Annotated in this window: 18 protein-coding genes; 12 read left to right on the top strand and 6 right to left on the bottom strand. The window is 65.7% G+C overall.

Features of this window, described 5'->3' with window-relative positions; all coding sequences use genetic code 11:
• Window positions 1-66 precede the first annotated feature (66 nt).
• Window positions 67-990 (top strand): LysR substrate-binding domain-containing protein, encoded by a 924-nt coding sequence (locus ACXAJT_RS17070; protein ID WP_475237178.1) that lies wholly within the window; start codon window positions 67-69, stop codon window positions 988-990.
• A 21-nt stretch (window positions 991-1,011) separates the two neighbouring features.
• Here the strand turns inward: ACXAJT_RS17070 and ACXAJT_RS17065 are convergent, their stop codons facing one another.
• The 3 genes from ACXAJT_RS17065 to ACXAJT_RS17055 form a co-directional block, all read right to left on the bottom strand.
• Window positions 1,012-1,965 (bottom strand): 2-hydroxyacid dehydrogenase, encoded by a 954-nt coding sequence (locus ACXAJT_RS17065; RefSeq protein ID WP_475237177.1) that lies wholly within the window; start codon window positions 1,963-1,965, stop codon window positions 1,012-1,014.
• 131 nt (window positions 1,966-2,096) lie between these two features.
• Window positions 2,097-2,969, bottom strand: a complete 873-nt coding sequence (locus tag ACXAJT_RS17060; protein WP_475237175.1) for a histidine decarboxylase, pyruvoyl type — start codon at window positions 2,967-2,969, stop codon at window positions 2,097-2,099.
• A gap of 19 nt (window positions 2,970-2,988) precedes the next feature.
• On the bottom strand, window positions 2,989-4,272 hold the full coding sequence (locus ACXAJT_RS17055) for a hypothetical protein (protein ID WP_475237174.1): 1,284 nt from the start codon (window positions 4,270-4,272) through the stop codon (window positions 2,989-2,991).
• Window positions 4,273-4,602: 330 nt separating this feature from the next.
• Between ACXAJT_RS17055 and ACXAJT_RS17050 the strand changes: the two genes are divergently transcribed.
• A complete protein-coding gene (locus tag ACXAJT_RS17050; RefSeq protein WP_475237172.1) occupies window positions 4,603-8,382 on the top strand; it encodes an AAA family ATPase in 3,780 nt (1,259 codons plus the stop codon).
• Window positions 8,383-8,500: 118 nt separating this feature from the next.
• Here the strand turns inward: ACXAJT_RS17050 and ACXAJT_RS17045 are convergent, their stop codons facing one another.
• Window positions 8,501-9,001 carry a MarR family winged helix-turn-helix transcriptional regulator gene (locus tag ACXAJT_RS17045; RefSeq protein WP_475237171.1) on the bottom strand — a complete coding sequence of 167 codons (501 nt, stop codon included), beginning with the start codon at window positions 8,999-9,001 and terminating at the stop codon, window positions 8,501-8,503.
• 215 nt (window positions 9,002-9,216) lie between these two features.
• On the opposite strand from ACXAJT_RS17045, the gene ectA reads away from it, so the two are divergent.
• From ectA to ACXAJT_RS17010, 7 genes are all read left to right on the top strand, one after another.
• A complete protein-coding gene (gene ectA / locus ACXAJT_RS17040) occupies window positions 9,217-9,753 on the top strand; it encodes a diaminobutyrate acetyltransferase (RefSeq protein ID WP_475237170.1) in 537 nt (178 codons plus the stop codon).
• A 61-nt stretch (window positions 9,754-9,814) separates the two neighbouring features.
• Window positions 9,815-11,104, top strand: coding sequence for a diaminobutyrate--2-oxoglutarate transaminase (ectB, locus tag ACXAJT_RS17035; protein ID WP_475237169.1), 1,290 nt, complete (start codon window positions 9,815-9,817; stop codon window positions 11,102-11,104).
• A gap of 4 nt (window positions 11,105-11,108) precedes the next feature.
• The gene (locus tag ACXAJT_RS17030) at window positions 11,109-11,501 is read left to right on the top strand and encodes an ectoine synthase (RefSeq protein ID WP_475237167.1); all 393 of its coding nucleotides are present in this window, start codon (window positions 11,109-11,111) and stop codon (window positions 11,499-11,501) included.
• Between the two features lie 3 nt (window positions 11,502-11,504).
• A complete protein-coding gene (locus tag ACXAJT_RS17025) occupies window positions 11,505-12,929 on the top strand; it encodes an aspartate kinase (RefSeq protein WP_475237165.1) in 1,425 nt (474 codons plus the stop codon).
• Between the two features lie 255 nt (window positions 12,930-13,184).
• Complete coding sequence (locus ACXAJT_RS17020; protein WP_475237163.1) at window positions 13,185-14,276, top strand: carboxynorspermidine decarboxylase; 1,092 nt, start codon at window positions 13,185-13,187, stop codon at window positions 14,274-14,276.
• Between the two features lie 41 nt (window positions 14,277-14,317).
• Entirely contained in the window at window positions 14,318-15,553 is a 1,236-nt protein-coding gene (locus ACXAJT_RS17015; RefSeq protein WP_475237162.1) for a saccharopine dehydrogenase family protein, read from the top strand.
• 284 nt (window positions 15,554-15,837) lie between these two features.
• Window positions 15,838-17,076, top strand: coding sequence for an MFS transporter (locus tag ACXAJT_RS17010; protein ID WP_475237161.1), 1,239 nt, complete (start codon window positions 15,838-15,840; stop codon window positions 17,074-17,076).
• A 36-nt stretch (window positions 17,077-17,112) separates the two neighbouring features.
• Here the strand turns inward: ACXAJT_RS17010 and ACXAJT_RS17005 are convergent, their stop codons facing one another.
• Window positions 17,113-18,306 (bottom strand): replication initiation protein, encoded by a 1,194-nt coding sequence (locus ACXAJT_RS17005; RefSeq protein WP_475237158.1) that lies wholly within the window; start codon window positions 18,304-18,306, stop codon window positions 17,113-17,115.
• Between the two features lie 590 nt (window positions 18,307-18,896).
• On the opposite strand from ACXAJT_RS17005, the gene ACXAJT_RS17000 reads away from it, so the two are divergent.
• Genes ACXAJT_RS17000 through ACXAJT_RS16990 form a run of 3 tightly spaced genes read left to right on the top strand, consistent with a single transcriptional unit; the run spans window position 18,897 to window position 21,817 of the window.
• On the top strand, window positions 18,897-20,300 hold the full coding sequence (locus ACXAJT_RS17000; RefSeq protein WP_475237157.1) for an AAA family ATPase: 1,404 nt from the start codon (window positions 18,897-18,899) through the stop codon (window positions 20,298-20,300).
• Window positions 20,300-21,388, top strand: coding sequence for a ParB/RepB/Spo0J family partition protein (locus ACXAJT_RS16995; RefSeq protein ID WP_475237156.1), 1,089 nt, complete (start codon window positions 20,300-20,302; stop codon window positions 21,386-21,388). Before ACXAJT_RS17000 ends, ACXAJT_RS16995 begins: the two co-directional genes overlap by 1 nt.
• Before the next feature lie 24 nt (window positions 21,389-21,412).
• The gene (locus ACXAJT_RS16990; RefSeq protein ID WP_475237155.1) at window positions 21,413-21,817 is read left to right on the top strand and encodes a bleomycin resistance protein; all 405 of its coding nucleotides are present in this window, start codon (window positions 21,413-21,415) and stop codon (window positions 21,815-21,817) included.
• Window positions 21,818-21,946: 129 nt separating this feature from the next.
• Here the strand turns inward: ACXAJT_RS16990 and ACXAJT_RS16985 are convergent, their stop codons facing one another.
• On the bottom strand, window positions 21,947-24,619 hold the full coding sequence (locus tag ACXAJT_RS16985; RefSeq protein WP_475237154.1) for a cation:proton antiporter: 2,673 nt from the start codon (window positions 24,617-24,619) through the stop codon (window positions 21,947-21,949).
• Window positions 24,620-24,796 lie beyond the last annotated feature (177 nt).

Below are 24,796 nucleotides of genomic sequence, written 5' to 3'. Positions count from 1 at the left end.
TCTGCCATGGCAAACCGCCCGTGAAAAATATAAGTAGAGGCATCACTCATAACTTATGGGTTATATATGCTCCACCCTCACCTGCGCATGCGCCACCTTAGGGTGTTTCTCGAGACCGCCCGCCTTGGCAGCCTCAGCGCCGCCGCCGAGGCCCTGCACGTCAGCCAGCCCGCCGCCTCCAAAACGGTGCGCGAACTTGAAGAGATCCTGAACGCCCAGTTGTTCGACCGCAGCGGACGGCGGCTGGCGCTAAGCCGGGCAGGCAAGATCTTTCAGCAATACGCGGGCACGGCACTGGCCGATCTCGAGCGCGGCGAGCAATTGCTGCGCGAGCTACCGCAAAGCCAGCACAAACTGTCCGTCGGCGTGCTGCCCACCGCCGCCACCGGGCTCTTCCCTGACGCCGCCGCGCGCTTTCGCGAAAGCCACAAGGACTGCACGCTGCGCGTCTCCACCGGGCCGAACTGGCTGCTGCTGTCGCAATTGCGCGAAGGCGCGCTCGATCTGGTGGTCGGGCGCATGCCCGCCACCGGCACCGGCGAGGGGCTCAGCTTCCGCCAGCTTTACTGGGAGCGCGTGGTGCCGGTGATCCGTCCCGGCCACCCGCTCGCCGGGCAGGCGTGGGAGCCGTCGGACCTGATCCGCTTCCCGCTGATGCTGCCGCCTGCGGGCGCGGTGATCTCGGGCTCGGTGCGGTCGTTCCTGCAATCTCTGGGGCTGGGCGAGCCGGTTCCCGCATATGAGAATGTCTCCCACGCCTTCGGCCGGCGCGTGGTGGCGCGGTCGGACACCATCTGGTTCATCTCGGCGGGCGTGGTGCGCGCCGAACTGGACAGCGGCGAACTGACGGTGCTGCCGGTGCAGAACGAGCTTCTGGGCGGCCCGGTCGGCATTTCGCTGCGCGACGGCACGCTGCCCGACCCGGCGTTGCAGGCACTGGTCGACGAGCTTGTCGCGGTGGCCGAGCAGCACCCCGCGCAGGCAGAGTGAGGACAGCCCCGGCCAGTCTCCCTAGCCCGCCGTCGCCAGCGCCTTCATCTCCGGCACCGGGCTAACCAGATCTGTGCCCCCGGTGAAGGCGGCGATGTTGTTGCGGATGAGGTCGGCGGCCATCTCCTGTACCTCCGGCGCATTGCCCGCCATATGCGGCGTCAGCACGACGTTCTCCAAGGCGATCAGCGCCTCGGGCACCTCCGGCTCGGCCTCGTAGACATCAAGCCCCGCCCCGGCGATAGCACCGCTCTGTAGCGCCGAGATCAGCGCCTCCGTATCCACCACCGAACCGCGCCCGACGTTGACCAGATAGCCTTTCGGCCCCAGCGCCTGCAGCACCTCGGCGTTCACCGCGTGCTGGGTTGCCGGGCCGCCGGGCACGCAGGCGACGAGGTAATCGCACCGCTCGGCCAGTTGCAGCAGCGAGGGCACATAGGCATAGGGCAGATCGTCTTTCGGCGTCCGGCTGTGATAAAGCACCTCAAGATCAAACGCCGCCGCACGCCGCGCCACCGCCGCGCCGATGCCGCCCATGCCGTAAAGGCCGATCTTGCGGCGCGAGAACAGCGGCCGCGGCATCTCGCCGTAGTTCCATGCGCCCGAGCGGGTCAGCCGATCCTGATGCGGGATGCGCCGTACCGCCGCAAGCAACAGCGCCATCGTGTGATCCGCCACCGCGCCCGCGTTAACGCCAGCGCCATGGGTCACCTTGATGCCGCGCGCAATCGCAGTTTCGACGTCGATCCCCTCGTAGCCGGTGCCGACGCAGCAGATCAGCCCGAGGTTCGGCAACTCGTCCATCTCGGGGCCCTTGGCGCCTTTGAAGCCCGCAGTGACCAGCACACGGGTCGCCGCGCGCTCTTCGTCGCTCAGATGGCCGTAGCCTTCGGTGCAGTCATGCAGCGCGTAATGCGGGCCCAGCAGGGTGTGATAGGCACGGGTCTTGATGTTGATGGCGACATGCTGCGGCATCGGGCGGCTCTCCGGTCAGGCGCCCCGCAGGACGGGACGGGTCTTGCACTGGCGCCGCCCCTCCCCCGCGCGGCGCAATTCGCGCCCATCTGCGCCGAGCGCCGCACTGGATACAAGCGCCCAAGACCGAACTAGCGCCGGTAGCGGCCCGGATAGGGCTCCATGGCTGGCAAATTCAGCGCCGCCTCCCATTCGCTGAGGGTCATGCCGGCCAGATCACCCGCGCTGCGCCCCCCCGGGATCGCCGCGGGCGGCAGCGTCACATAGGGCACGCAAGCCAGCGAACAGCCCACCATGTCCGAGGTGATCCGCTGGGTTTTGGTGCCGATGAAGATCTCGCGGTACTTCACGTCCTGATCGGCGCCGCAGCGCAGGATCGACTTGGCGATATTGGCCTCGATGTCGGCCAGCGGCGCGTCGCCGGTGCTGGCGGTGTCCGAAGCGTCTTCGATGAAGAGGTTGGCTGTGGTCATCCGGTCCTCGGCGATGGCCAGCGCCAGCGCGCACCAGATCGTCGTTTCGGTTTTCGGGCGAATGGTCTGGGACTTGTTGGCGCAGACCACCATCGCCCCCGGCAGCGGCGCAAAGCGCCGCTCATGCCGCGACCCGAACAGCCTGTAGGCCGCGTCAAGCAGCGGCTCCATCGGCAGCACCGGCACCTCGGCACCATCGTGGCGCGGCAGCACCATCTTCGGCGTCACCCGCCCCTGCGCCAGATCATCGGCCCGCGCAAGATCATACCCCCAGACCGCGCCATTGACGCCGCAGAAGCTGGAGACGGTGATCATGTTGATCTGCCCGATGTAGGCGTCCTCGCATTCGGCCCGGTCGTAAGAGACGATGCCCTCCAGCCCGTCGTCCATGTCGGCGGCAACCGTGCCGATCGACAGCTTCAGCGCCGCCACATAGCCCCAGCCGGTCGACGGCGGATTGCCGTATCCGGCGCAATTATCGGGAAACGGACCGATGGCGTTCTCGGCCACCTCGCGGAAATGCTCGCTCATCAGATCACTCGCCTCGCACTTACTTCTGATTCAGCCGCAGATGCGCGGTCACCCAAGCGCCGCGGTCTTTGGCGCTGCCGCCCGGATCCACCGGCGTGACGATGAGCATGGCACTGCCCAGCTTCACCCGGTGCGGTGTGGCGTCGATCCCGGCGCTGCGCACCTGCTGCAGATCGCCGGGCTCGAAGCCAAGCTCGGCGCAGAGCTCGGCCAGCGTCGTGCCCGGATGGGTAAAGACCCCGCGCGCCTGCGGCGAGAACCCGGCGGCCAGCAGCGCGGTCGGCGTCGGCGCGGTGGCGGTACCCTTGGGCGCAGAGTGGTCAGCCATGGCAACCTCGATATCGCTGGGGATCTGCAGCAGCCGCCGCTGGGTGAACCGCACCTCGGTCATCGGGTCCGCGATCACATGCGGCGAGCAGTCGTGGTAATAGGCGTTGACCAGCGAGGCGCGCAGGTTCGTCTCGCTCAGCCAACTGGCCCCCATGCCGGAATAATGCCGCGTGCCAAGCGCATCCATCCCCATGTACATGGCGTTGAGCCCGGTCCAGAAGCCCTCGGGCGCCCAGGTCAGGTAATCGTCCTTGTTCTTGAAATAGAGGTAGTCGCCGGGCACCGGCGGCCCCTCCAGCGGTGCCTTGATCATGAACAGCGTCGCCGGATTGGGCGTCTCTTCTTTGCCGACCCGCCAAGGTCCGATGTACATGCGCCCCCAATGCGCGGCCATCTCATCAAAGCGCGCCGCGCCCAGCCCGTTCAAGAGCCCCAGATAGACCGCCATCTGAAAGCCACCCGCGCATTCGCCGCGGAACGGCCACAGAGCGCCGGGCACCGGCGCCATGGCCTGCGCCGCCCGCGTGCCGGGCGCCTGCGCGAATTGCGCCTCGCTGGCGCCCTCGTCGTCGAAGAACTGCCAGAACCGCGACAGCCGCTCCGTCCCCGCGCTGCCAAGACGGGGCAACAGATCGATGTCGGGGTTAAAGTAATCCACGTCATAAGCGCCGATGTTGAAGCGGCTCATCGCCTCTATCGCCGCAAGCCGAAACCGGATCTCGTCGCCTGCCGCCTCGAGGGAGGCAAAAGCATGGCCCTGCGGAGAAAGTTGCCACGCCTCGACGATCTGCCGTGCCAGCGGCACCTCCAACGCTTGAATTGCCGCCGCATCTCCATCTTGAAACGCCACATCGGCCTGCTGCTCCGCCGGGACGGTCAGATACTTGATCACCTCGTGCAAGGCCGCGTCCGAGCCATCTATGGGCTGGCCTGCGATACTCAGGCCGGTAAAGGGTTTTTGCGGTGCGGTCACATGCGGCTCCTTGGCTCGTCCCGTGGGTCGCCCCGCTCGGGAATATCTACTCGTCTAGGACGCGGATACGGCCCAGAGTCGTCCGGGCTACCACAATCCGCGTGGAAACTGTTGCAATCATTTCGGGAAATACTTGCATTTTCTCTATGTAGCGTTGAACGTTCTTCCCCAAGGTAACCAAGTATTTCTAGTAACAGCATAAAACCCCAAGGTTCCGCGGCCTGCGCAAAACCAACGTAAAAAGTGTATCGCCACCGCGAACCACCGCAAGAATGGGCACGACATCAGCCTGCGCGAGCACAGCTCAATGGGGTTCGGGGAGTAACGAATTTGACGCAAGCCGCGCTGAGGTTGCTCGGGGGGTATGAACTGCAGCTCGCAGATGGCACGGCGCTGCGTCTGAGTTCACGCAAATCCTTTGCCCTGCTCGCCATCCTTGCGCAGCGGGCCGACCGTGCCGTGCCCCGCGAAGAGATCGCCACCCTGCTCTGGGGCGACCGCGGCGAAGAACAGGCCCGCGCCAGCCTGCGCCAAGAACTGTCGGTGCTGCGCCGCACCCTGTCCCGCAGCGGGCTCGACTGCATCGAGTCGAGCAAGGAAGCCGTGCTGCTGGATTCGCGGCAGCTGTTCATCGACATCCGGCAGATCGACGCGCTGGTCGCCCGCGCCACGCCCGAGGCCGCCGCAGAACTGGCCGATCTTTATCGCGGCGACTTTCTCGCCGGTCTCGACATCCGCTCCGAAGCCTTCGAGGACTGGCGCCGCCTGTGCCGCGAGCAACTGCGCGACCGGGTGCTGGAAACTCTGCACGAGGCGTTGATCGAAGATCCGGCGCAGGCGGCGATCGCCCGCGCGCTGCTGCGCATCGACGAGACCAACGAAGAAGCACACCGCGCCCTGATGCGGCACTACTGGCAGAGCGGTCGACGCGGCGAGGCGCTGCAACAGTTCCAGCGCTGCCACGATGCGCTGCTGCGCGAACTCGACGCCGAGCCCGACCCCGACACGCTGGATCTCTATGAAGAAATCCGCGACACCACCGCCCCGCCGGTCAGCGGACGCGGCGCCGGCCTGCTGCGGCCCGACGGCAGCGCCACCCCCGAGCGGCGGCAACTGACCGTGGCGGTGCTGGGCTTTGCCCGCCCCGAAGACCTCGATCGCGATCCCGAAAGCCTCTCGGCGCTGCTGGCCGATTTCGCCGCCCACTGCCGTGACCACATCGGCGCCTATGGCGGCAAGATCATCGATCAGGCCGACGGGCGGATGATCGCGCTCTTCGGCCACCCCCGCGCGCATGAGGCCGATGCCGAACGGGCGGTGATGGCGGCACTGGGCCTGCTGGAAACGCCCTTCCGCGACGCTACGGGCCGTGCGCTCGCGCTGCGCGCCGGTCTTGCCATGGGCGAGACACTGGTGGGCCAGCAAGGCCCCGAGGGTGCCATCGTCTCGGTCGCCGGCCCTGCGGTGATGACCGCCTCGCGGATCGAACTGCAGGCCGAGCCCGGCCAGACCCGCGTCGCGGGCGCCATGCGGCACGCCTTGCGCGGGCAGTTCAAAATGACCCCGGCAGCAGGCACAGGCACAGGCACAGGCGATGGATCGCAGGTTCAGGTGGTGCTGGGCGAGCGCGCCCACGCCGACCGTTTCTTCATCTCTGACGCCACCCGGCAACTCACGCGGCTTACGGGGCGCGAGGCAGAGCTGTCGGATATGCTGCGCCGCTGGCGCGCCGCCACCGAAGGCGAAGTGCAGGTCGTCGTCCTGCGCGGCGAGGCAGGCATCGGCAAATCGCGCCTGCTGTCAGCCTTCAAGAAACAGGCGCTGGCCGATGAGCCGCGGCTGCTGCAGTTCGCCGGCTCGCCGCATCATCAGAAAAGCGCCCTGTACCCGCTGGTCCAGCACCTGCAGAAGATGCTGGGCTTTGCCGAGTTGCCCGACACCGACGCCCGCCGCGCGCGCCTGCGCCAGTGGCTGGAAAAACGCCCCGGGCTCGATCTTGCGCAGGTCGAGCAGGTGCTTTCGGCGCTGCTTGGACTGACTCCGGCACAAGATGGCGGGCTGCACGATCAGGACGCGCTGCTCTCGGCGATCATCAAGCTGCTGCGCCTCGCGGCCACCGAAGGCCACCCGCTGCTGCTCGTGGTCGAAGACATGCATTGGCTCGACCCCACGTCGCAACTGCTGCTGGTGCGGCTCGCGAACGAGCTTGAGGATCTGCCGCTGATGATGCTTGGCACGTCGCGTCAGGCCGAAGGCATCGCCGTGCCAAAGCCGCCGCGCATGCACAGCATCACGCTTGGCCACCTCGATCCTTCGCAGGCCGCCGCACTGGTGCGCGGCATCTGCCCCGAAACATGGACGCAAAGCCGCATCGACGAGATCGTCGCCCGGTCCGACGGCATCCCGCTCTATCTCGAGGAGCTCGTGCACACCGCCGCCGACGGCGTCGACGGCGCGATCCCCGACAGCCTGCAGGCCTCACTGACGGCGCGCATCGATCGGCTCGAAGGCGCGCGCACGCTGCTTCAACAGGCGGCGGTGATCGGGCGCGAGTTCGACCGCGCCACGCTGGCCGCGCTGGCCGGACGCCCCTCGGACGATCTCGATCCGACGCTGCGCGAACTGCAACACCTCGATCTGGTCTACCGGCTGGGCCGCAGCGCCAACGCCCGCTACGAGTTCAAACACGCGCTGCTGCAAGAGCAGGCGCATCAGACCATCCTGCTGGCCGAACGCGCGGCGCTGCACAGCCGCCTCGGCGACATTCTCGCCAACTCCCCCGAGCCCATCCCGGCCGAGCGCATCGCCCGGCACTACGAACTGGGCGGCCGCCCGCGTGACGCCATCGCGCGGCTCGAAACGGCTGGGAAACAGGCGCTGCGCGTCGCCGCCCACGCCGAGGCCGACGCGCATTTCGCGCATGCCGCCGAGCTTGCCCGCGGCCTGACGGATGCCGATGAGGCGGTCGTGCTGGAACTGAAATACCTGCTGCTGCGCGGCCCGCAGCTTCTGGCGCTGCACGGCTTTGCCGCGCCCGAGATCGAGGCCAACTACGCCCGCGCCCTGAAACTCGCCGACGGCACGCGCGAGCGCGGCGAGCTTGCGCATGTCTACTGGGGGCTGTGGAGCTACTACGTGGTGCGCGCCGACATCGCCACCGCCGCGCGCATCGCCGAAAGCTATCTGACGCTCTGCCGCGATCTCGGCGATGAGGTCGGCACGGTCGCCGCCAATTACGCGCTGGGGGTCACGCAGTATTACGCCGGCGCGCTCCCCATGGCGCGCGACGCCTTCCAAGAGGCCGTCGCGCAGCACCGCCCCGGCCTGCACGAAGAGCAGATCGAACGCTATGGGCTGGACCTGTCGGTCTGCGCCCACAGCTACCTGTGCTGGCTGCATGCGCTGTGCGGTGCCCCCGATGCGGCGCGGCACTCCAGCGCCGAGGCGATCAGGGGCGCCGAAGCCCATGCGCATGATTTCTCGAGCGCCTTCGCGCATGTCTTCACCGGCGTGATGCACCACTTCCTGCGCGCCCCCGCCGCCGCCTTGCATCACGGGCTGATCGCCGAACGGCTCGCCGACCGGCACGGCTTTGCGCAATGGCGCGCACAGGCCGAGATGGTCATCGGCTACGCCCGCAACCTGCAAGGAGACCCCGAGGGCCGCGCGCTGCTCGCCAAGGGCACCGAGGCCTATCTCGCCACCGGCGCCAGCCTCGCCCTGCCCTACGCACGTGCGTGGATGGCCGAGATCGCCCTGCGCGAACACGAGCCCGAGGCGGCGCAGGTGCTGCTGACGCAGGCGCGCGAGACCAGCAACGCCAATGGGGTGCGCTATTTCGAGGCAGACCTTCTGCGGCTCTCGGCGCGCTGCGGCGGTGACCCTCGCGAGCTTTTGCCGCGCGCACTGGATACCGCCCGCGCCACAGGGGCCAATCTTCTAGGCCTGCGCGCGGCGCGCGACATGGCCGATGCGGGCCTCGGCCCGGAAGAGCTGCGCCGGGCCTTGCAGGCCTTCCCCGCCGACATCACGGACGCAGAGATCGCCGAGGCACGCCAGAGCCTCGCCGGTCACGCCGCCGAAACCGTGCCCAGCCCCGCCTCGCGTTAGCTGTGCCGACCGTTTTGCAAAGGTGTGATGGGCTGCGGCTCTGCTCGACTGCGCGGGTGCCGATCCTGCCGCCGAAGGCTGGTTCCCCACTCACTCGCCAATAGTCGAGGCGCCGTGCCTAGTGGCCTTCCTGACGGATGTCGCGGATGGTCAGCACAGGCGAGGCGTCGATCTCATGCGCGTCCAGCATCGCCGCGACCCGCTCGAGCGAGGCCACCAGCTGCGCCTGTTCCCAGTCCTGCAGCCCCTCAAAGCTTTTGACGAATCGCTGCTGCAGCGCATTGGGCGACTGACTCACCGCCTCGCGCCCCTGTTGCGAAATCACCACATCGGTCTGGCGGCGGTCCTTCAGCGACCGCTCGCGCCCAACCATGCCGCGCGCGACCAACTTGTCGACCAGCGCCGTCACCGTCGCCTGACTCACCCCCATCTGTGTGGCCAGCGCCTTGGGCGTCGCCGCGCCATGATCCTTCTTGGCAAGGATCTGCAGCACCCGCAGCTGCGCAGGCGTCAACCCGGCCGCCTGCGCGAGCTTGCGCTCGTACAGCTCGGTCGCACGAAGGATTCGGCGCAGAGCGATCAGGCTTTGATCGGTGCGGTCGGGAACTGGATCGGACATGGAAATCTTTTGGCAGCTTTCTGCCGAAGCTTCAATCTGCGAAGCACTTGTCAGGGTCATTCGAAAGACTAAGGGGATTTGCTTCATAAAAACTTAGCATTCCAGCGCCAAAATGGCCTCAAAAGCCGCTATGAGCGTAAAAAATGCTTCAGCGGTTGAAACTTTAGAGCGCTTCGATTAGTTAGATAGCCGAACGAACCAGAGGACCCTGATCAATGCCGAAAGACATGACACAGCCTGAAACGCACACTCCTGTGCTGCGTAAGCCTGAAGCAACGGACGGGGCTGCGATCTGGGAACTCGTGCGCGCGTGCAAGCCGCTGGACGAGAATTCGATGTACTGCAATCTCGTTCAGGCAGAGCACTTCCGCGATACCTGCGTGCTGGCCGAACTCGACGGCGAGCCGGTGGGCTGGATCTCGGGTCACATGATCCCGAACCAAGAAGCCTTCTTCGTCTGGCAGGTCGCTGTGAGCCCCAAGGCTCGCGGCCTTGGCCTCGGCCGCAAGATGCTGGCGCATCTTCTGGAACGCGAGGAATGCGCGGGCGCAAATGAAATGAAGACGACGATCACCCGCGACAACGATGCGTCGTGGGGGCTGTTCCGCAGCTTCGCCCGCTCGATCGGCGGTGAGCTCACGGACGAGCCGCACTACACGCGCGACGAGCACTTCGATGGCATGCACGCGACCGAACACATGGTCACGATCGAGCTGCCCGAAGAGGAAGAGGCGCTGCGCGCCGCGGCCTGATCGCACCCCCTTACATCGCTACATCCTTATCTTTTCAAAGTTCCTAGAAAGGACTTCTGATATGCCGAAAGACACGTCTAACGGCCCGACTATTTACGCTCGCCGCGAATCCGAAGCACGCTCCTACTGCCGCTCCTTCCCGGTGAGCTTCACCTCTGCCAAGGGCTCGGAACTGACCGACGCCGATGGCAAGACCTACATCGACTTCCTGGCTGGCTGTTCCTCGCTGAACTACGGCCACAACGATGCCGACATGAAAGCTGCTCTCGTCGAGCACATCATGAACGACGGCATTGCGCACGGTCTCGACATGCACACCGAGAACAAGGAAGCCTTCCTCGAGACTTTCGAGCGCCTGATCCTTGAGCCGCGTGGCATGGACCACAAGGTGATGATGGTCGGCCCGACCGGCACCAACGCTGTCGAAGCGGCGATGAAGCTGGCCCGCAAGGTCACTGGCCGCCACAACATCGTGGCGTTCACCAACGGCTTCCATGGCATGACCATGGGCTCGCTCGCCGCGACCGGTAACTCCGGCAAGCGCGCAGGCGGCGGCATGCCGCTGCAGGGCGTGACCCACCTGCCCTACGAAGGCGCATTCGGCCCCGATGTCGACACGCTGAAGCAGATCGAGATGATGCTCGAGAACGGCTCGTCCGGCCTCGACGCGCCCGCCGCCTTCCTCGTGGAGCCGGTGCAGGGCGAGGGTGGCCTCAACGCCGCTTCCGCCGAATGGCTGCGCGGCATCGCCCGCCTTGCCAAGAAGCATGGCGCGCTGCTCATCGCCGACGACATTCAGGCCGGCATCGGCCGCACCGGCACCTTCTTCTCGTTCGAGGAGATGGGCATCGAGCCGGACCTCATTCCGATGGCGAAATCGCTTTCGGGCTTCGGCCTGCCGTTCGCCGCTCTGCTGCTGAAGCCCGAGCTGGACGTCTGGAAACCGGCCGAGCACAACGGCACGTTCCGGGGCAACACCCATGCCTTCGTGACCGCCCGCGTGGCGCTCGAGAAGTTCTGGGCCGACGGCAAGTTCCAGGCGGAACTGGGCACCAAGGCGAAGCTGATCGAAGACGAACTGAACACCATCGCCGACATGATCCCCGGCGCGTACCTCAAAGGTCGCGGCCTGATGCGGGGCGTCGATGTCGGTTCGGGCGACCTGGCCGGTGACATCTGCGCCGAAGCCTTCAAGCGCGGTCTCATCATCGAGACCTCGGGTGCCAACGACGAAGTCGTCAAGGTACTCGCGCCGCTGACCACGTCGGAAGAGACCTTCCGCAAGGGCTTTGAGATCCTGCGCGACGCCACCGCCGCCTGCCTGAACAACCACAAGATTGCCGCGGAGTAACAATATGATTGTACGCGATTTCAACGAACTGAAGAAAACCGACAAGCACATCGCCGACGCGCAATGGACATCCACCCGGATGCTCCTTGCCGGCGACGGCATGGGCTTCTCGTTCCACATCACCATCCTCGAAGCGGGCTCGGAGCACACGTTCCACTACAAGCACCATTTCGAAAGCGTGTACTGCATGAAGGGCAAGGGCTCGATCACCGACCTCGCCACCGGCGAGACGCACGAGATCAAGCCCGGCGTGATGTACGCCCTCAACCTGCACGACAAGCACATCCTGCGGGCCGAGGAAGAACTGCACATGGCCTGCTGCTTCAACCCGCCCGTGACCGGCACCGAGGTGCACCGCGAGGACGGGTCCTACGCACCGGCCGAGGAGACGGCGTAAGCCATGACCCATACCGTTGAGAAAATCGGCGGGACGAGTATGTCCCGCCTGAACGAACTGCGCGACACGCTGCTGATCGGCGGCCGCGAGGGCGAAGATCTCTACGGTCGCATCTTCGTGGTCTCCGCCTTCGGCGGCATCACCGACCTGCTGCTCGAACACAAGAAGTCGGGACAACCCGGCGTCTACGGGCAGTTCGCCAACTCCGACACCGGCCACGGCTGGCACGACGCGCTGACCGAGGTGTCGAAGGCGATGATCGAGGCCCACGAGGCGGTGCTCGACCATCCCGGCGACGTCGAACAGGCGACCGACTTTGTGCGCAATCGCATCGAGGGCGCGCGCAACTGCCTGATCGACCTGCAGCGCCTCTGCTCTTACGGGCACTTCCAGCTCTCCGAGCATATGCTGCAGATCCGCGAACTTTTGTCGGGTCTCGGCGAGGCGCATTCGGCCTATGTCACCGTGCTGATGCTGCAGCGCGCCGGTGTGAACGCACGCAACGTCGACCTTTCGGGCTGGCGTGATGACGGACACTACACGCTCGAAGAGCGCATCAATGGCGCGCTCGAGGGTGTCGATCCGATGACCGAGATGCCCATCGTCACCGGCTATGCGCAATGCACCGAAGGCCTGATGCGCGAGTTCGACCGTGGCTATTCCGAGGTGACCTTCTCGAAGCTGGCGGCTCTGACGTCGGCGCGCGAGGCGATCATCCACAAGGAGTTCCACCTCAGCTCGGCCGACCCCAAGCTGGTGGGCGCGGAAAACGTCCGCAAGCTGGGCCGCACCAACTACGACGTGGCCGACCAGCTGTCGAACATGGGCATGGAGGCAATCCACCCCAAGGCCGCCAAGACGCTGCGTCAGGCGCAGGTGCCGCTGCGCGTCACCAACGCGTTTGAACCGGGCGATCCGGGCACGCTGATCGACGACCAGCCGGCCGAAGAATCCGCGGTCGAGATCGTCACCGGCCTCGACATCGTCGCGCTGGAGCTGTTCGAACAGGACATGGTCGGGGTCAAAGGCTATGACGCCGCGATCCTCGACGTGCTGACCCGTCACGATGTGCGCATCGTGTCGAAAGTGTCGAACGCCAATACGATCACCCACTATTTGGACAGCTCGCTAAAGACGATGCGCCGGGTGGAAAAGGATCTGGCGGAGCTCTATCCGCAGGCGAAGATCAGCTCGCGCACGCTGGCCATGGCGTCGGTCATTGGCCGCGACCTGAGCGGTTTGTCGGTGCTGACGCGCGGCCTGCAGGCCATTGCCGAAGCCGGCTACGAGTCGCTCGGCGCAACCCAGGGCCCGCGCAATGTCGACGTGCAGTACATCCTTGAACGCGGCGACCTCGACCCGGTCATCGCAGCGCTGCACGGCGCCTTCGTGACACCGCAGGCAAAGAAGCTGAAATCGGCCGCCTGAGCCTGCGTGGTCCGACAGGGACATTTCGACCAACTAAGGGCGGCCTTCGGGCTGCCCTTTTTTACGCCCGCCGCCCTGCCACGGGCCAGCGTCCAAGCAACACGCAAAGCCCTGCAAGGAGGGTTGCGCCCCATCAAGCGCCGCCCGTCATTCCCCTGCCACATCCCGCGGGGCATTGTTCTTGGCAAATTTGCACTATAGTGGGACGGGTTCCCGCCGTTTCTTCCACCTGTTGTCCTGTCCGGAGGTGACCAGATGCAGACGCCCTATTACCTGATCGACAAGTCGCGGCTGCTGCCCAACATGGAAAAGATCGCGCATCTGCGCGAGGCCTCGGGCGCCAAGGCGCTGCTGGCGCTGAAATGCTTCGCCACGTGGTCGGTCTTTGACATGATGAGCGAGTATATGGACGGCACCACCTCCTCCTCGCTTTTCGAAGTGAAGCTGGGCCGGGAAAAATTCCCCGGAGAGACCCATGCGTATTCCGTGGCATGGGCCGACCACGAGATCGACGAGGTGCTGGCCAGCTCCGACAAGGTGATCTTCAACACCGCCGCGCAGCTGCAGCGTTTCGAAGAGGTCAGCCGCGGCCACACCCGCGGCCTGCGCGTCAATCCCGGCGTATCGACCTCGGGCTTTGATCTGGCCGATCCCGCCCGCCCCTTCTCGCGCCTCGGCGAGCATGACCCCAAAGACATCGAGCCGGTGCTCGAGCAGATCAGCGGCTTCATGTTCCACAACAACTGCGAGAACGACGATTTCGAGCGTTTCGACAATATGCTCGGCTCCATCGAGCAGCGCTTCGGCCACCTGATCCGCCAGATGAAATGGATCAGCCTCGGCGGCGGCATCCATTTCACCGGCGAGGGCTACCCGCTCGACCGTCTCGCCGAGCGTCTCAAGCGTTTTGCTGGCGAAAACGAGGTTCAGGTCTATCTTGAACCCGGAGAGGCCGCGATCACCAATTCGACCACGCTGGAGGTCACCGTGCTCGACACGCTCTTCAACGGCAAGAACCTCGCGATCGTCGACAGCTCGATCGAGGCGCATATGCTCGATCTGCTGATCTACCGCGAGAGCGCCAAGATGACCGAAAGCGGCGATCAGCCGTGGATGATCTGTGGTAAATCCTGCCTCGCGGGCGATATCTTCGGCGAGTTCAACTTCCCCGAAGCGCTGAAAGCCGGCGACCGGCTCTCGATAGAGGACGCCGCGGGTTACACGATGGTCAAGAAGAACTGGTTCAACGGTGTGCAGATGCCCGCCATCGCCATCCGCGAGCTCGACGGCAGCGAGCGGCTGGTGCGCGGCTTCACTTATGACGACTTCCGCGATGCGCTCTCCTGAGCGCGGCGTGGAAAAGACGGACAAAACGGAGGTCCTTTGAGTTGAAAAAAGACGTTCTCATCATCGGCGCAGGTGGCGTCGCTCAGGTCGTGGCGCATAAATGCGCTCAGAACAACGATGTGCTTGGCGCGATCCACATCGCCAGCCGGACGCTTTCGAAATGTGAGGCGATCCTTGAGTCGGTGCGCGAAAAGAGCGCCATGAAAACCGAGGGCGTTCTGGAAGCTCATCAGGTCGATGCGATGGACACGGCCGCCGTGGCCGATCTCATCCGCAAGACCGGCGCGCAGATCGTGATCAACGTGGGCTCCGCCTTCGTCAACATGTACGTGCTCGACGCCTGCATCGAGACCGGCGCCGCCTATATCGACACCGCGATCCACGAAGAGCCCGACAAGATTTGCGAGACCCCGCCGTGGTACGCCAACTACGAGTGGAAAAAGCGCGACCTCTGCGCACAAAAGGGCGTGACCGCCATCCTCGGCGCCGGCTTCGATCCGGGCGTCGTCAACGCCTTCGCCCGCTTCGCCATCGACCAGATGGACGAGGTCAAAAGCATCGACATCGTCGACATCAACGCCGGCTCGCACGGCAAGTATTTCGCCACGAACTTTGATCCCGAGATCAACTTCCGCGAGTTCACCGGCACCGTCTACTACTGGGAAGACCAACAGTGGAAGGAAAAGAAGATGTTCGAAAGCGGCCGTGACTGGGACCTGCCCGTCGTCGGCACCCAGCGCGCCTATCAATCGGGCCACGACGAGGTGCATTCGCTCTCGGCCAACTACCCGCAGGCCGACGTGCGCTTCTGGATGGGCTTCGGCGAGCATTACATCAACGTCTTCACGGTGCTGCAATCGCTCGGCCTGCTGTCCGAACAGCCGGTGAAAACCGCCGAGGGACTCGAAGTGGTGCCGCTCAAGGTGGTCAAGGCGGTGCTGCCCGACCCCTCCTCGCTGGCGCCCGAGTACACCGGCAAGACCTGCATCGGTGATTTCGTGAAGGGCGTGAAAGACGGCGAAGAGGTCGAGATGTTCGTCTACAACGTCGCCGACCACAAGGAAGCCTACAACGAGGTCGGCAGCCAGGGCATCTCCTACACCGCCGGCGTGCCCCCGGTGGCCGCCGCGATGCTGATCGCCTCGGGCGAATGGGACGCGAAGACCATGAAGAACGTCGAGGAACTCGACCCCAAGCCGTTCTTCACCATCCTCGACGACATCGGCCTGCCCACCCGCGTCAAGGACGCCAACGGCGACCGCGCCTGGAACGCATAACACCGCGTCGCGCAAACCCGGCAAAGCCCCGGAAGCCTTTACTTCCGGGGCTTTTTCTTTGCCACACAACACCTCAACTCGGCGCCCGGCGCGCCCCGGCACAGCGCTTGCCTCCCAACTTCTTCTCTTCAAAAATACGCCGGGGGTGAATTGGCCACAGGCCAAGAGGGGGCAGCGCCCCCTGCCCTGCGGCGCCCCTGCGCAAGCGGCCCGCCCCGGATTGCGCCCCCACCCGGCCTCCGGCACAGTGCAGCGCCAAAGACCCCGCACAGAAGGCTTGCCGCATGCGCCCCGTTCCCCCTGCCCCACCTCCTGCGGCATCAGGCCGCTGGCCGATGCTCGCGGTGATCTGCCTGGGCGTCGTCGGCGTGCTGACCACGTGGTTCTCGGCCACCGCCATCGTGCCCGAACTGATCACCGAATGGCGCCTCACCCCCGCGCAGGCCGCGTGGCTCACCAATGCCGTGCAACTGGGCTTCGTGGTCGGCGCCGTCGGCGCGAGCCTCGTCAACCTGCCCGACATCCTGCCGATGAAGCGCCTGATGACCGCCGCCGCGCTGATTGCCGCGCTGGCCAATCTGGCGCTGCTCGCCGCCGGCCCCGGCGGCGCCATCGCCGCGCGCTTCGTCACGGGCATCGCGCTGGCCGGGGTCTACCCCCCGGCCCTAAAGCTCATGGCGACGTGGTTCGTGCGCGGCCGCGGCCTTGCGCTTGGGTTCCTGATCGGGGCGCTGACCCTCGGCTCGTCCATGCCGCACCTGATCCGCGCGCTCACCGAGGGCATCAACTGGCGCAGCGTGGTCTGGGGCACCTCCGCCGCGGCGCTGGCCGCCGCCATCCTGTTCGCGGGCACCTTACGCGAGGGGCCGCATGCCTTTGGCCGCGCCACCTTCGATCCACGCCAGTCACTTGCGGTGTTCACCAATCGCCCGCTGCTTCTGGCGAACCTCGGCTACTTCGGCCACATGTGGGAGCTTTACGCCATGTGGGCGTGGTTCCTCGCCTTCGCCGCCGCCGCGCAATCGGGCGGGCTTGCGCCCTTCCCCTTCGGCACCGCCTCCATGCTCAGTTTCACCGTGGTCGCCAGCGGCGTCATTGGCTGTCTGCTCGGCGGCTGGCTGTCGGACCGGATCGGGCGCTGCCTGACCTGCGCCGGGATGATGCTGGTCTCGGGCGGCTGCGCGGCGCTGATCGGCTTTGCCTTCGACGGCCCGCCAATGCTGCTGGCCCTACTCGCGCTGGTCTGGGGGATCAGCGTGATTGGCGACAGCGCACAGTTCTCTGCCGCCGTCACCGAACTGGCCGAGCCGCAGTTCGTCGGCACCGCGCTGGCGCTGCAGATGGGCCTCGGCTTCGGCCTGACGGTGCTGGCCATCTGGCTGCTACCACTCTTTGCCGCCGCCATCGGCGGCTGGCAATGGGCGTTCCTTTTCCTGCTGCCCGGGCCGGTGATCGGCACAGCGGCGATGTTGATCCTGCGCCGCCGCCCCGAAGCGTCCAAGCTCGCCCACGGCGCGCGCTGATCTGCGGCCAAGCTCACGCAGGGCTGACCCGAACGGTCAGCCCTCCTCCGCCTCGATATCCTCGAAGGCCCCCGGCGACAGCTCTTCCCAGAACGCCACGATCGCCTCGGCGTTCAGCGCCGACATCCAGCCATGCCGCTCGAAATCATCCCGCGCCGCGCCCGACAGCCGCCCCATGAACAGCAGCTTGTCGGCATCGCGTTGCGTCGGCTTCCGGCTCGCCGCCAGATCGCGTATCCGCTCCAGCCGCCGCGCCCGCAGCGTTGACGGTTTCGCAGGGTTTCGCCGCGAAACCTCCGCCGCGCCGTAATCCTCGCGCAGCGCCTTGGTCAGATAGCCGACCGCATTTTTCACCCCCTCGCGCCCGGTGACGAAGTTCAGCTTCTCGGCCACGTATTTCTCGCCGTGCTCGCCCAGCCACTGCCGCGCCAGCCGGTCCGAGACCCCCAGTTCGCGCAGCTGCGCATAAAGGTCCGAATTGCGCAGCCCCTCGCCGTCGTCGAGATCGAGGATCGCCAGTTGCGGGTTCTCCGAAATCAGGAAACGGATCTCCGTCACCGTCCGGCCCATCTTGCGCGTCTCCGGGGTGAGCATAATGTTCGAGGTCTTGTTCACCTCGGCCACCGCCGGTTTGATGATCTTGGCGTTCAGCTGCTTGTAGACCTCATAATAGGGACTGTCGGCCACGCCCATCAGACGCCGGAACAAATCGAGCGACCACCAACCGGTGGAGCCGGTGCGCACGAAGCGATAGCAGTTCTCGTAAAGCGCCAGCGCGTGGCCCGAGGTGAAGCGGCGCTGGATGTTGAGATTGATCAGCGCGAACACCTTCGGATCGTGCAGCTTCTCGGCCAGTGCCGGCGAATAGGCATATTCGCAGACGCCACCCTTCAGCTTGGCGTAGCTGAGCAGCGAGCTGACACCCCATTCCTGCTGGCCCCTCTCGTCGAGCATGTCCCACTCGGCCACCGTCTCGGCCAGCCCACGTAGAGACTGTTTCAGCGTCTCCATGTCGTTCGAGTTGTAGCCAATCATCAGGCACAGAGTCCGCGCGTCGATCTGGTGGCGGCTCTGCGAGGTCAGCGTGTCATAGGCATTAAGCAGCAGCACATTCGAAAGCTTGCGCTGCAGCAGCGTCAGCTTGCCCGAAACGTGGATCGCCGCCACGTGCTTCTTGACCGCGCCGCGGCGCAGGGGGCCGCTCAGCCGCTCGCGGGGAATGTCGTCCATTCTGCTCTCGCTTTCCGGGCGCATGGGCCCCAGTGTCGATCCTCAAGGCTCCGGGCTCCTGAAGGCGAGTCGCCGTGGTCCGGTTGGGCGTCATGATCGGTTAAAAGGTATCCGCGGGCAAGTGGGTCTCTGGCACCTCAAGGCATTCCCGGAAACGGGTACCCATGGATTTCGCGCGGCTTGGAAAGGTATCCATTTGCGGGATCCGCCGGATCCAAGGCAGGGCGGCAGGACTCCGATTCGTGGCGAAAAGACCCTAAGCTGGGCAAAATCGACACTGAATAAGGCTCTGGGACTCGGGAACCCGAGAATCGGGGCCTCTTATCCCGAAAACGGGTGCCTACGATCCCGGAATCGGATGCCCGAAAGCCCGGATGCAGGTACCCTTTGCCATCTAATTAATTGATATAACTATATTTCTCGAACCCAAAGATTCAAAAGAAGATCCAAATACACTCAAACATCTGGTGGTGATGTGGCAGAATGATCCATATTTAGAGGGCTTAGGGTCTCAAGCTGGTTAACTTCGGCCCACCCATGTGCCATAGTTTCGTGGATATCGCGGCAAACAGCGAACGTGGTGAGGCGACATGGCACATAAACCGGGCAGTTCCCCGAAGGCTGATCTTCCCCCTTATTTCAATATCGACCCCGCAGAGGCAGCTGCCAAGCTGTCCGAGCCGATCGATACAGCCCGCTTTGCGAAGGCCGCCGCCTTTGCCATGCGTGGGCGCGACGATCTTGCCCGGCGCGGCTATGCCCCCGACGGCGCAAAGCGTCTGCGGCGCTTCTCCACGTGGGAAGTCTGCCGCTACCTGATCCCGGTGAACGCCGCGCATCTGCGCCGCGTGCTGCGCCAGAATCCCGATTTGCCACAGGGCGAAGGCGAGGGCGGCTCGAAGTGGTTCACCCTCGAAGAGGTGCTGCGCCTGCGCGACCACTTCGCCGAGGAAGGTGCCAAGGATCGCGAGTACCGCGCATGGCGCCCCGAGGGCCAGCCGGCCAAGGTCGTCTCGGTCGCGAACTTCAAGGGCGGCGTCGGCAAGACCTCCACCTGCGCACATCTGGCGATGTCCGCCGCGCTCGACGGCTACAAGGTGCTGGTGATCGACCTCGACAGCCAAGGCTCGATGACCTCGATCATGGGCGGCCAGGTCGAGGACGAATGGCAGACCGTCTTCCCGATGCTGGCGCGTGATTACGCGCAGCACTTGCAGCAGGAAAACGCGGTGCGCGAAGCGAGCGGGCAGACACCTTTCCCCTTTGATGAGACACTGACCGCCGCGTTAGAGGTTTCGCCACGAAACCTCGTGCAGAAAACCCACTGGCCCAACATCGATCTCATCGGCGCGCAGTTGAACCTCTACTGGGCCGAGTTCCAAGTTCCGGTCTGGCGCATGCAGATGCTCAGCTGGCCGCTGTGGGACGCGCTGACCAACGCTTTGCAGGACGGGGGCATGCTGGACGAGTACGACATCATCCTGCTCGATACGCCGCCCGCGCTTGGCTATCTGACGATCAACGCGCTCTCGGCCGCCGACATTCTGCTGGTGCCGCTGGGGGCGTCCTTCCTCGAGTTCGACTCGACGGGGCGGTTCTTTGACATGATCTATTCCACCTTCGCCTCGATCGAAGAGGGCGAGAACCGGGTGCGGCGGCAGGGCGGCCTGCCCGAGATGCGGTTCGAATGGGACGCGGTGCGGGCGCTGGTCACCCGCTTTGACGCGGCGCAGCAGACCGATCTGGCGAATGTGATCCAAGCCTATTTCGGCGACTTCATGACCACCTATCGCCAAGAGCTGACGGCGATGGTCGGGCAGGCGGGCGAGCAGGTCTCTGGGATCTACGAGACCGATTATCGCGACTTCAACCGCGACACCTACGTGCGCGGGCGCGAGACCTTCGACCGGACATGGGCCGAGGTGAAAGAGGTGATCCTCGGCACATGGTGGCGCGACGTGCAGATGGAAGAAGCTGAACGGGAGGCAATCTGATGGCCAAGAGACGCAAGCTGGAAGCCCCCTCGGCGGAGGACCTGAACCGCTACGAGGAAGAGTTTCGCCGCGAAACCGTCGGGCGGGGCCCGCTGTCGGCGCCCATCGCGCAGGTGGCGGCGGAGGCAGCTACGCTGCATGACCCCCGGCCCGCCGAGCGCCGGGCGGAGGATGCCAAGGACCGGGCCGATGCCGAACGGATGCGCGACGCCGAGGGGCGCGGGCTGATCATGCTCGAGCTGGCGGTGGACGACATCAACGCCGACGCGCTGGTGCGCGACCGGGTGGTGATCGACGCCGAGGAGATGGAGGAACTCAAGGCCTCTATCGCCAAGGGCGGGCTGCGGCTGCCGATCGAGGTCTTTGCCACGCCGGAGGACTCGCAGGGCTTCGGCTACGGGCTGTTGTCGGGGTACCGGCGCCTGAAGGCTGTGCGCGACCTTTACGCGCTGACAAAGGATTCGCGCTACGCGAAGATCAAGGCGGTGATCCGCGATCCCGAGGCGATGGGCGGCACCTTCGCGGCGATGATCGAAGAAAACGAGATCCGCGCCAATCTCAGCCACTACGAGCGCGGGCGGATCGCGGTGATCGCCGCGCAGCAGGGGGCCTTCGTCAACGCCGAGGAGGCGGTGAACGCGCTTTTCCCGCTGGCCTCGAAGGCGAAGCGCTCGAAGATCCGTTCGTTCGCGCTGATCTTCGAAGAACTGGGCGACATGCTGACGTTCCCCGATCTGATCAAGGAAAAGGACGGTCTGCGCATTGCCGCCGCGCTGCGGGACGGTGCCGAACTGCGGCTGCGCGACGCGTTGGCCGAGAGGGTGCCCGAGACCCCGGCGGAAGAGGCCGAGCAGATCGCGGCGGCTTTGGACGGGGTCGAGCGCAAGGTCGACCCGGCCCGCGGCGGACGCCCGAAGAAGGCCGCACGCGCGGCGCCCGCCAAGGCGCTGTCGTCTGGTCTGACGCTGCAACTCGGCGAGGACGGGCAGGGCTGGTACATCCGCGTTGGCGGCAAGCGCGTCGGACGCGAGTTGATGGAAGCGGCGATGTTCGAGCTGGAGCGGCTGCTGGAGGCGCCGGGCAAATAGGGCGCGGGGCCGAGGGAGAGAGCTTTGGGCAATGCCGTGGTGCCGGAATTTGCCGTCTCGGACTGGCAGCGATCGCGGGCGTTTTATTGCGACGTGCTTGGTTTCGAATGTCTCTACGCGCGTCCCGAAGAGGGCTTTTGCTATCTGCGGCTCGGTGAGGCCGAGGTGATGATCGATCAGATCGGCGCGGGGCGGACGTTTGGCGGGGCGCATCTGCCGGAGGGGTATCCGTTCGGTCGTGGGGTGAACGTGCAGATCAGGGTCGCGGCGGTGGCGCCGCTGCTTGACGCGCTGGAGCGCCATGGCCACCCGTTGTTCCTGCCCGTGGAGGACAGGTGGTACCGGATTGACGACGCGAAGAGCGGCAACCGGCAGTTTGTTGTTGCCGACCCTGATGGATACCTGCTGCGGTTCTTCGAGGGGCTTTGAGAGTGGCCTCTTAGTCCCTGAAATATATGTCAAAATTCCGGCATAGGTAGGTACACGCGCCGACCTATAGGGGCGCGCGGCGTGGGATCGGCGGGCGCGGCGGGAAATCTCGGGCTTTGCGGCGCGATCTCAGCCCTTGCTGCCTGCATCGTTCTTCGGCGGTGTCTGTTGCTCGGCGCTCGGCTCTGTCTGTGTGGTGGCGGGTGCATCGTCGGGCAGGCCGTTGTCTGCCCCCGCCGGGCGCGCGTTTTTCTTGGCGCGGCCCGGTTTCTTGGAGGGGCCTTCGACTGATCCATCCTCGGGCGTTTCGCCCAAGATGGTGCTGAGGTCGATGCCGCGCTTGGCGCCGCTTTCGCGCACCGCCTCGCGCAGCCGGGCGCTGCGTTTGAGCAGGCGCTTGAAGCGGGTCTCGTCCAGTTCAAGCAGGGTCGAGGGGGTGATCGCCACCAGTTCCGAGCGGCGGCGGCGCGGCATCAGCAGCGCCAGCTGGCCGCACATGTCGCCGCGGCCCAGCCGGTAGGTGTGCCCGGCGACCCGCTGTTCGACCGCGCCCGAGGCGATGAAGTAGACGCTGCGCACGGCGCTGTCGCGGCGGGTGATGAGATCGCCGGGGGCGACGTAACGGGTGCGCAGGCCTCGGGCGAGCGGACGGATCTCCTTTTCCTCGAGATCGGCAAAGAGCGGGAAGCGGCGGACAAGTTCTGTGCGCTGCACCGACAGGTCGAGCGGCGGGCGTTCGTCGGCCTTGGCGCGGCGGCGCGAGAGGTCCTGCGTGAGCGCGGTGTAAAGCTCGTCGCCGATCAGCCCGTCTTCGTGCATCGTATCGTATTCGCCCTCTTCAAGCCGGAGCGCGGTGCGGCGGATGAAGCGGCGTTCCAGTTCCTCGGCATAGCCGGGGTATTGCAGGCGCAGGCCCTCGAGCGCGCGTTCGGTGGCCTCGCGGCGGCGGGTGAGAACCTCGCGCAGCAGTTCGGCGACGCGGCGGCCGTGGATGCGGCGGATGCGACCGTCGATGAAACCTTCGAGGTCGCGCAGGATCTGCCGCTTCGACAGCAGCAGGTCAAAGCGGTCGGCGGTCATCCGGGCGAGGGGGCGTGACAGGTGTAGCCGGTTGTGTGCGAAGAGGGCGGCGCGGAAGGTGGTGCCATAGCGCACATTGGCCTTGGCGGCGCGCTGGTAGCCGGTGCGGCCCTCGCTGCGCGCGCCTTCGATCAGCCGGTCACAATCGGACAGCGCCTTTTGCGCGAGACGCAGCGAGATGGTGCGCTCTCGGATGCCGGCGGTGGTGGCGTCGCGCTCGGCCCCGGCCAGTGCGATGAGGCCCAGCGTGACGCGGTCGCGGTCTTGGATCTCGTCGCCTTCCTCGGCGGTTTTTACCGCTGTGTCGAGACGTTGGCCGAAGCGTTTGGCCTCGGAGCGGACGATCTCGCGGTCGAGCCCGTAAGTGTCTGTGGTGGTGGAGACCTGCTCGCGCACGGTTTGCAGCGCCACGGCGACGACCTGATTGCTCAGCGCCTGATCGAGCGGGCCGAGCCGGTCAAGCCCGAGCTTCTTGATCACCCATGTGAGGGTGGTGCCCTGCACCAGCAGCGTCCAGAGGGTGAAGCCGGTGGCGAGGATGCCGACGATGCGTTTCACCTCGATCGGCACACGGAAGCTTTCGGTGACGGCGAGCGCCAGCGCGAGGGTGAGCGCGCCGCGCAGCCCGCCCCAGAGGATGGCGACGCGGTAGGGGCGTTCGATCCGTGGCGAGAGGCGCAGCATGCGCAGGATCGGCAGCAGCCCCGAGAGGATCGCGCCACGCGCCGCCATGGCGGCGGCGGTGACCACGAGGATCAGGAGGAAGTCGCCGAAGTGCACGTCTTCGAGCAGCCGCGGGATCAGCAATGCGGCGAGGATGAAGATGAGCGCGCCGGCCCAATGCGAGAGGATGTCCCACACGTCGTTGAGATTGGCCCATGCGGTGGGGGGGATCTTGCCCGGGCCGACGAGGTTGAGGGTGATGCCGGCGGTGACCACGGCGATGACGCCGGAGGCGCCGAACACCTGCTCGGCGCCGATATAGGCGAGATAGGGCAGGGCGATGGAGACTGACAGCTGCGCCTTTTCATAGCGCGCGAGTAGCGCCATGGCGCCGATTGCGCCCTGCGCCACCAGCCAGCCGGCGAGCGCGCCGCCGCCCAGCAGCATGGGGAATTGCGCCAGCGCGCCGGCGAGCGTGGGGTCGGGCACGCCCTCCATCACGAAGCCCATGAAGAGGCTGAACAGCGCGATGGCGGCGGCGTCGTTGAGCAGGCTTTCGCCTTCGATGATCCGCACCAGCCGGCGTGGCGCGGCGATCGAGCGGAAGATGCTGACCACCGCCGAGGGGTCGGTGGTGGAGACGATTGCGCCGACGAGGAAGCAGGCGGCGAGCGGCAGAGAGCTTGTCCACGACAGCGCGAAGCCGACAAAGACGGTGGCGGCGACCACCGCGACGATGGCCAGCACGAGGATCGGCACCCAGTCGTCGAGCATCCTTCGCAGGTTCATGCCCAAGGTCGCCTGAAACAGCAGCGTGGGCAGGAAAACATATAGGAAGACGTTGGATCTTATCGGGAAATTTATGATCGCCGCAGCCACGGGATTGAGCGCATCGGTGAGATCGGTGCGCAGAAAGAAAATCGCCGCACCGCCGATGAGCGTGCCCAGAAGCGCGAGGATGGCGCTGTAGGGCAGGCGGAGGCGGGCCGCCAGCGGCTCGGCCGCGGCGATGACGAGAAAGAGCGACGCGATGACCGCGGTGACAAGAACGACATCCATGCGCCCCAGATAAACCGAGAATGACGTGGGGAGAACTGTGCGTTGGCAAAAATCTTCGTGGGGCGGCGGGCGATCGCGGCCGCGGCACGGGCGGGGGAATGTGCCGCGATACCGGGCGGCGGCATCGACTTTGGCGCGATGGCGGGGCGATGGTTCTTGAGAACTTGGGGGGCTGGC

This window comes from Salipiger sp. ABF4_146, from assembly GCF_056161345.1.
This window is presented reverse-complemented; position numbering and strand designations above follow the sequence as displayed.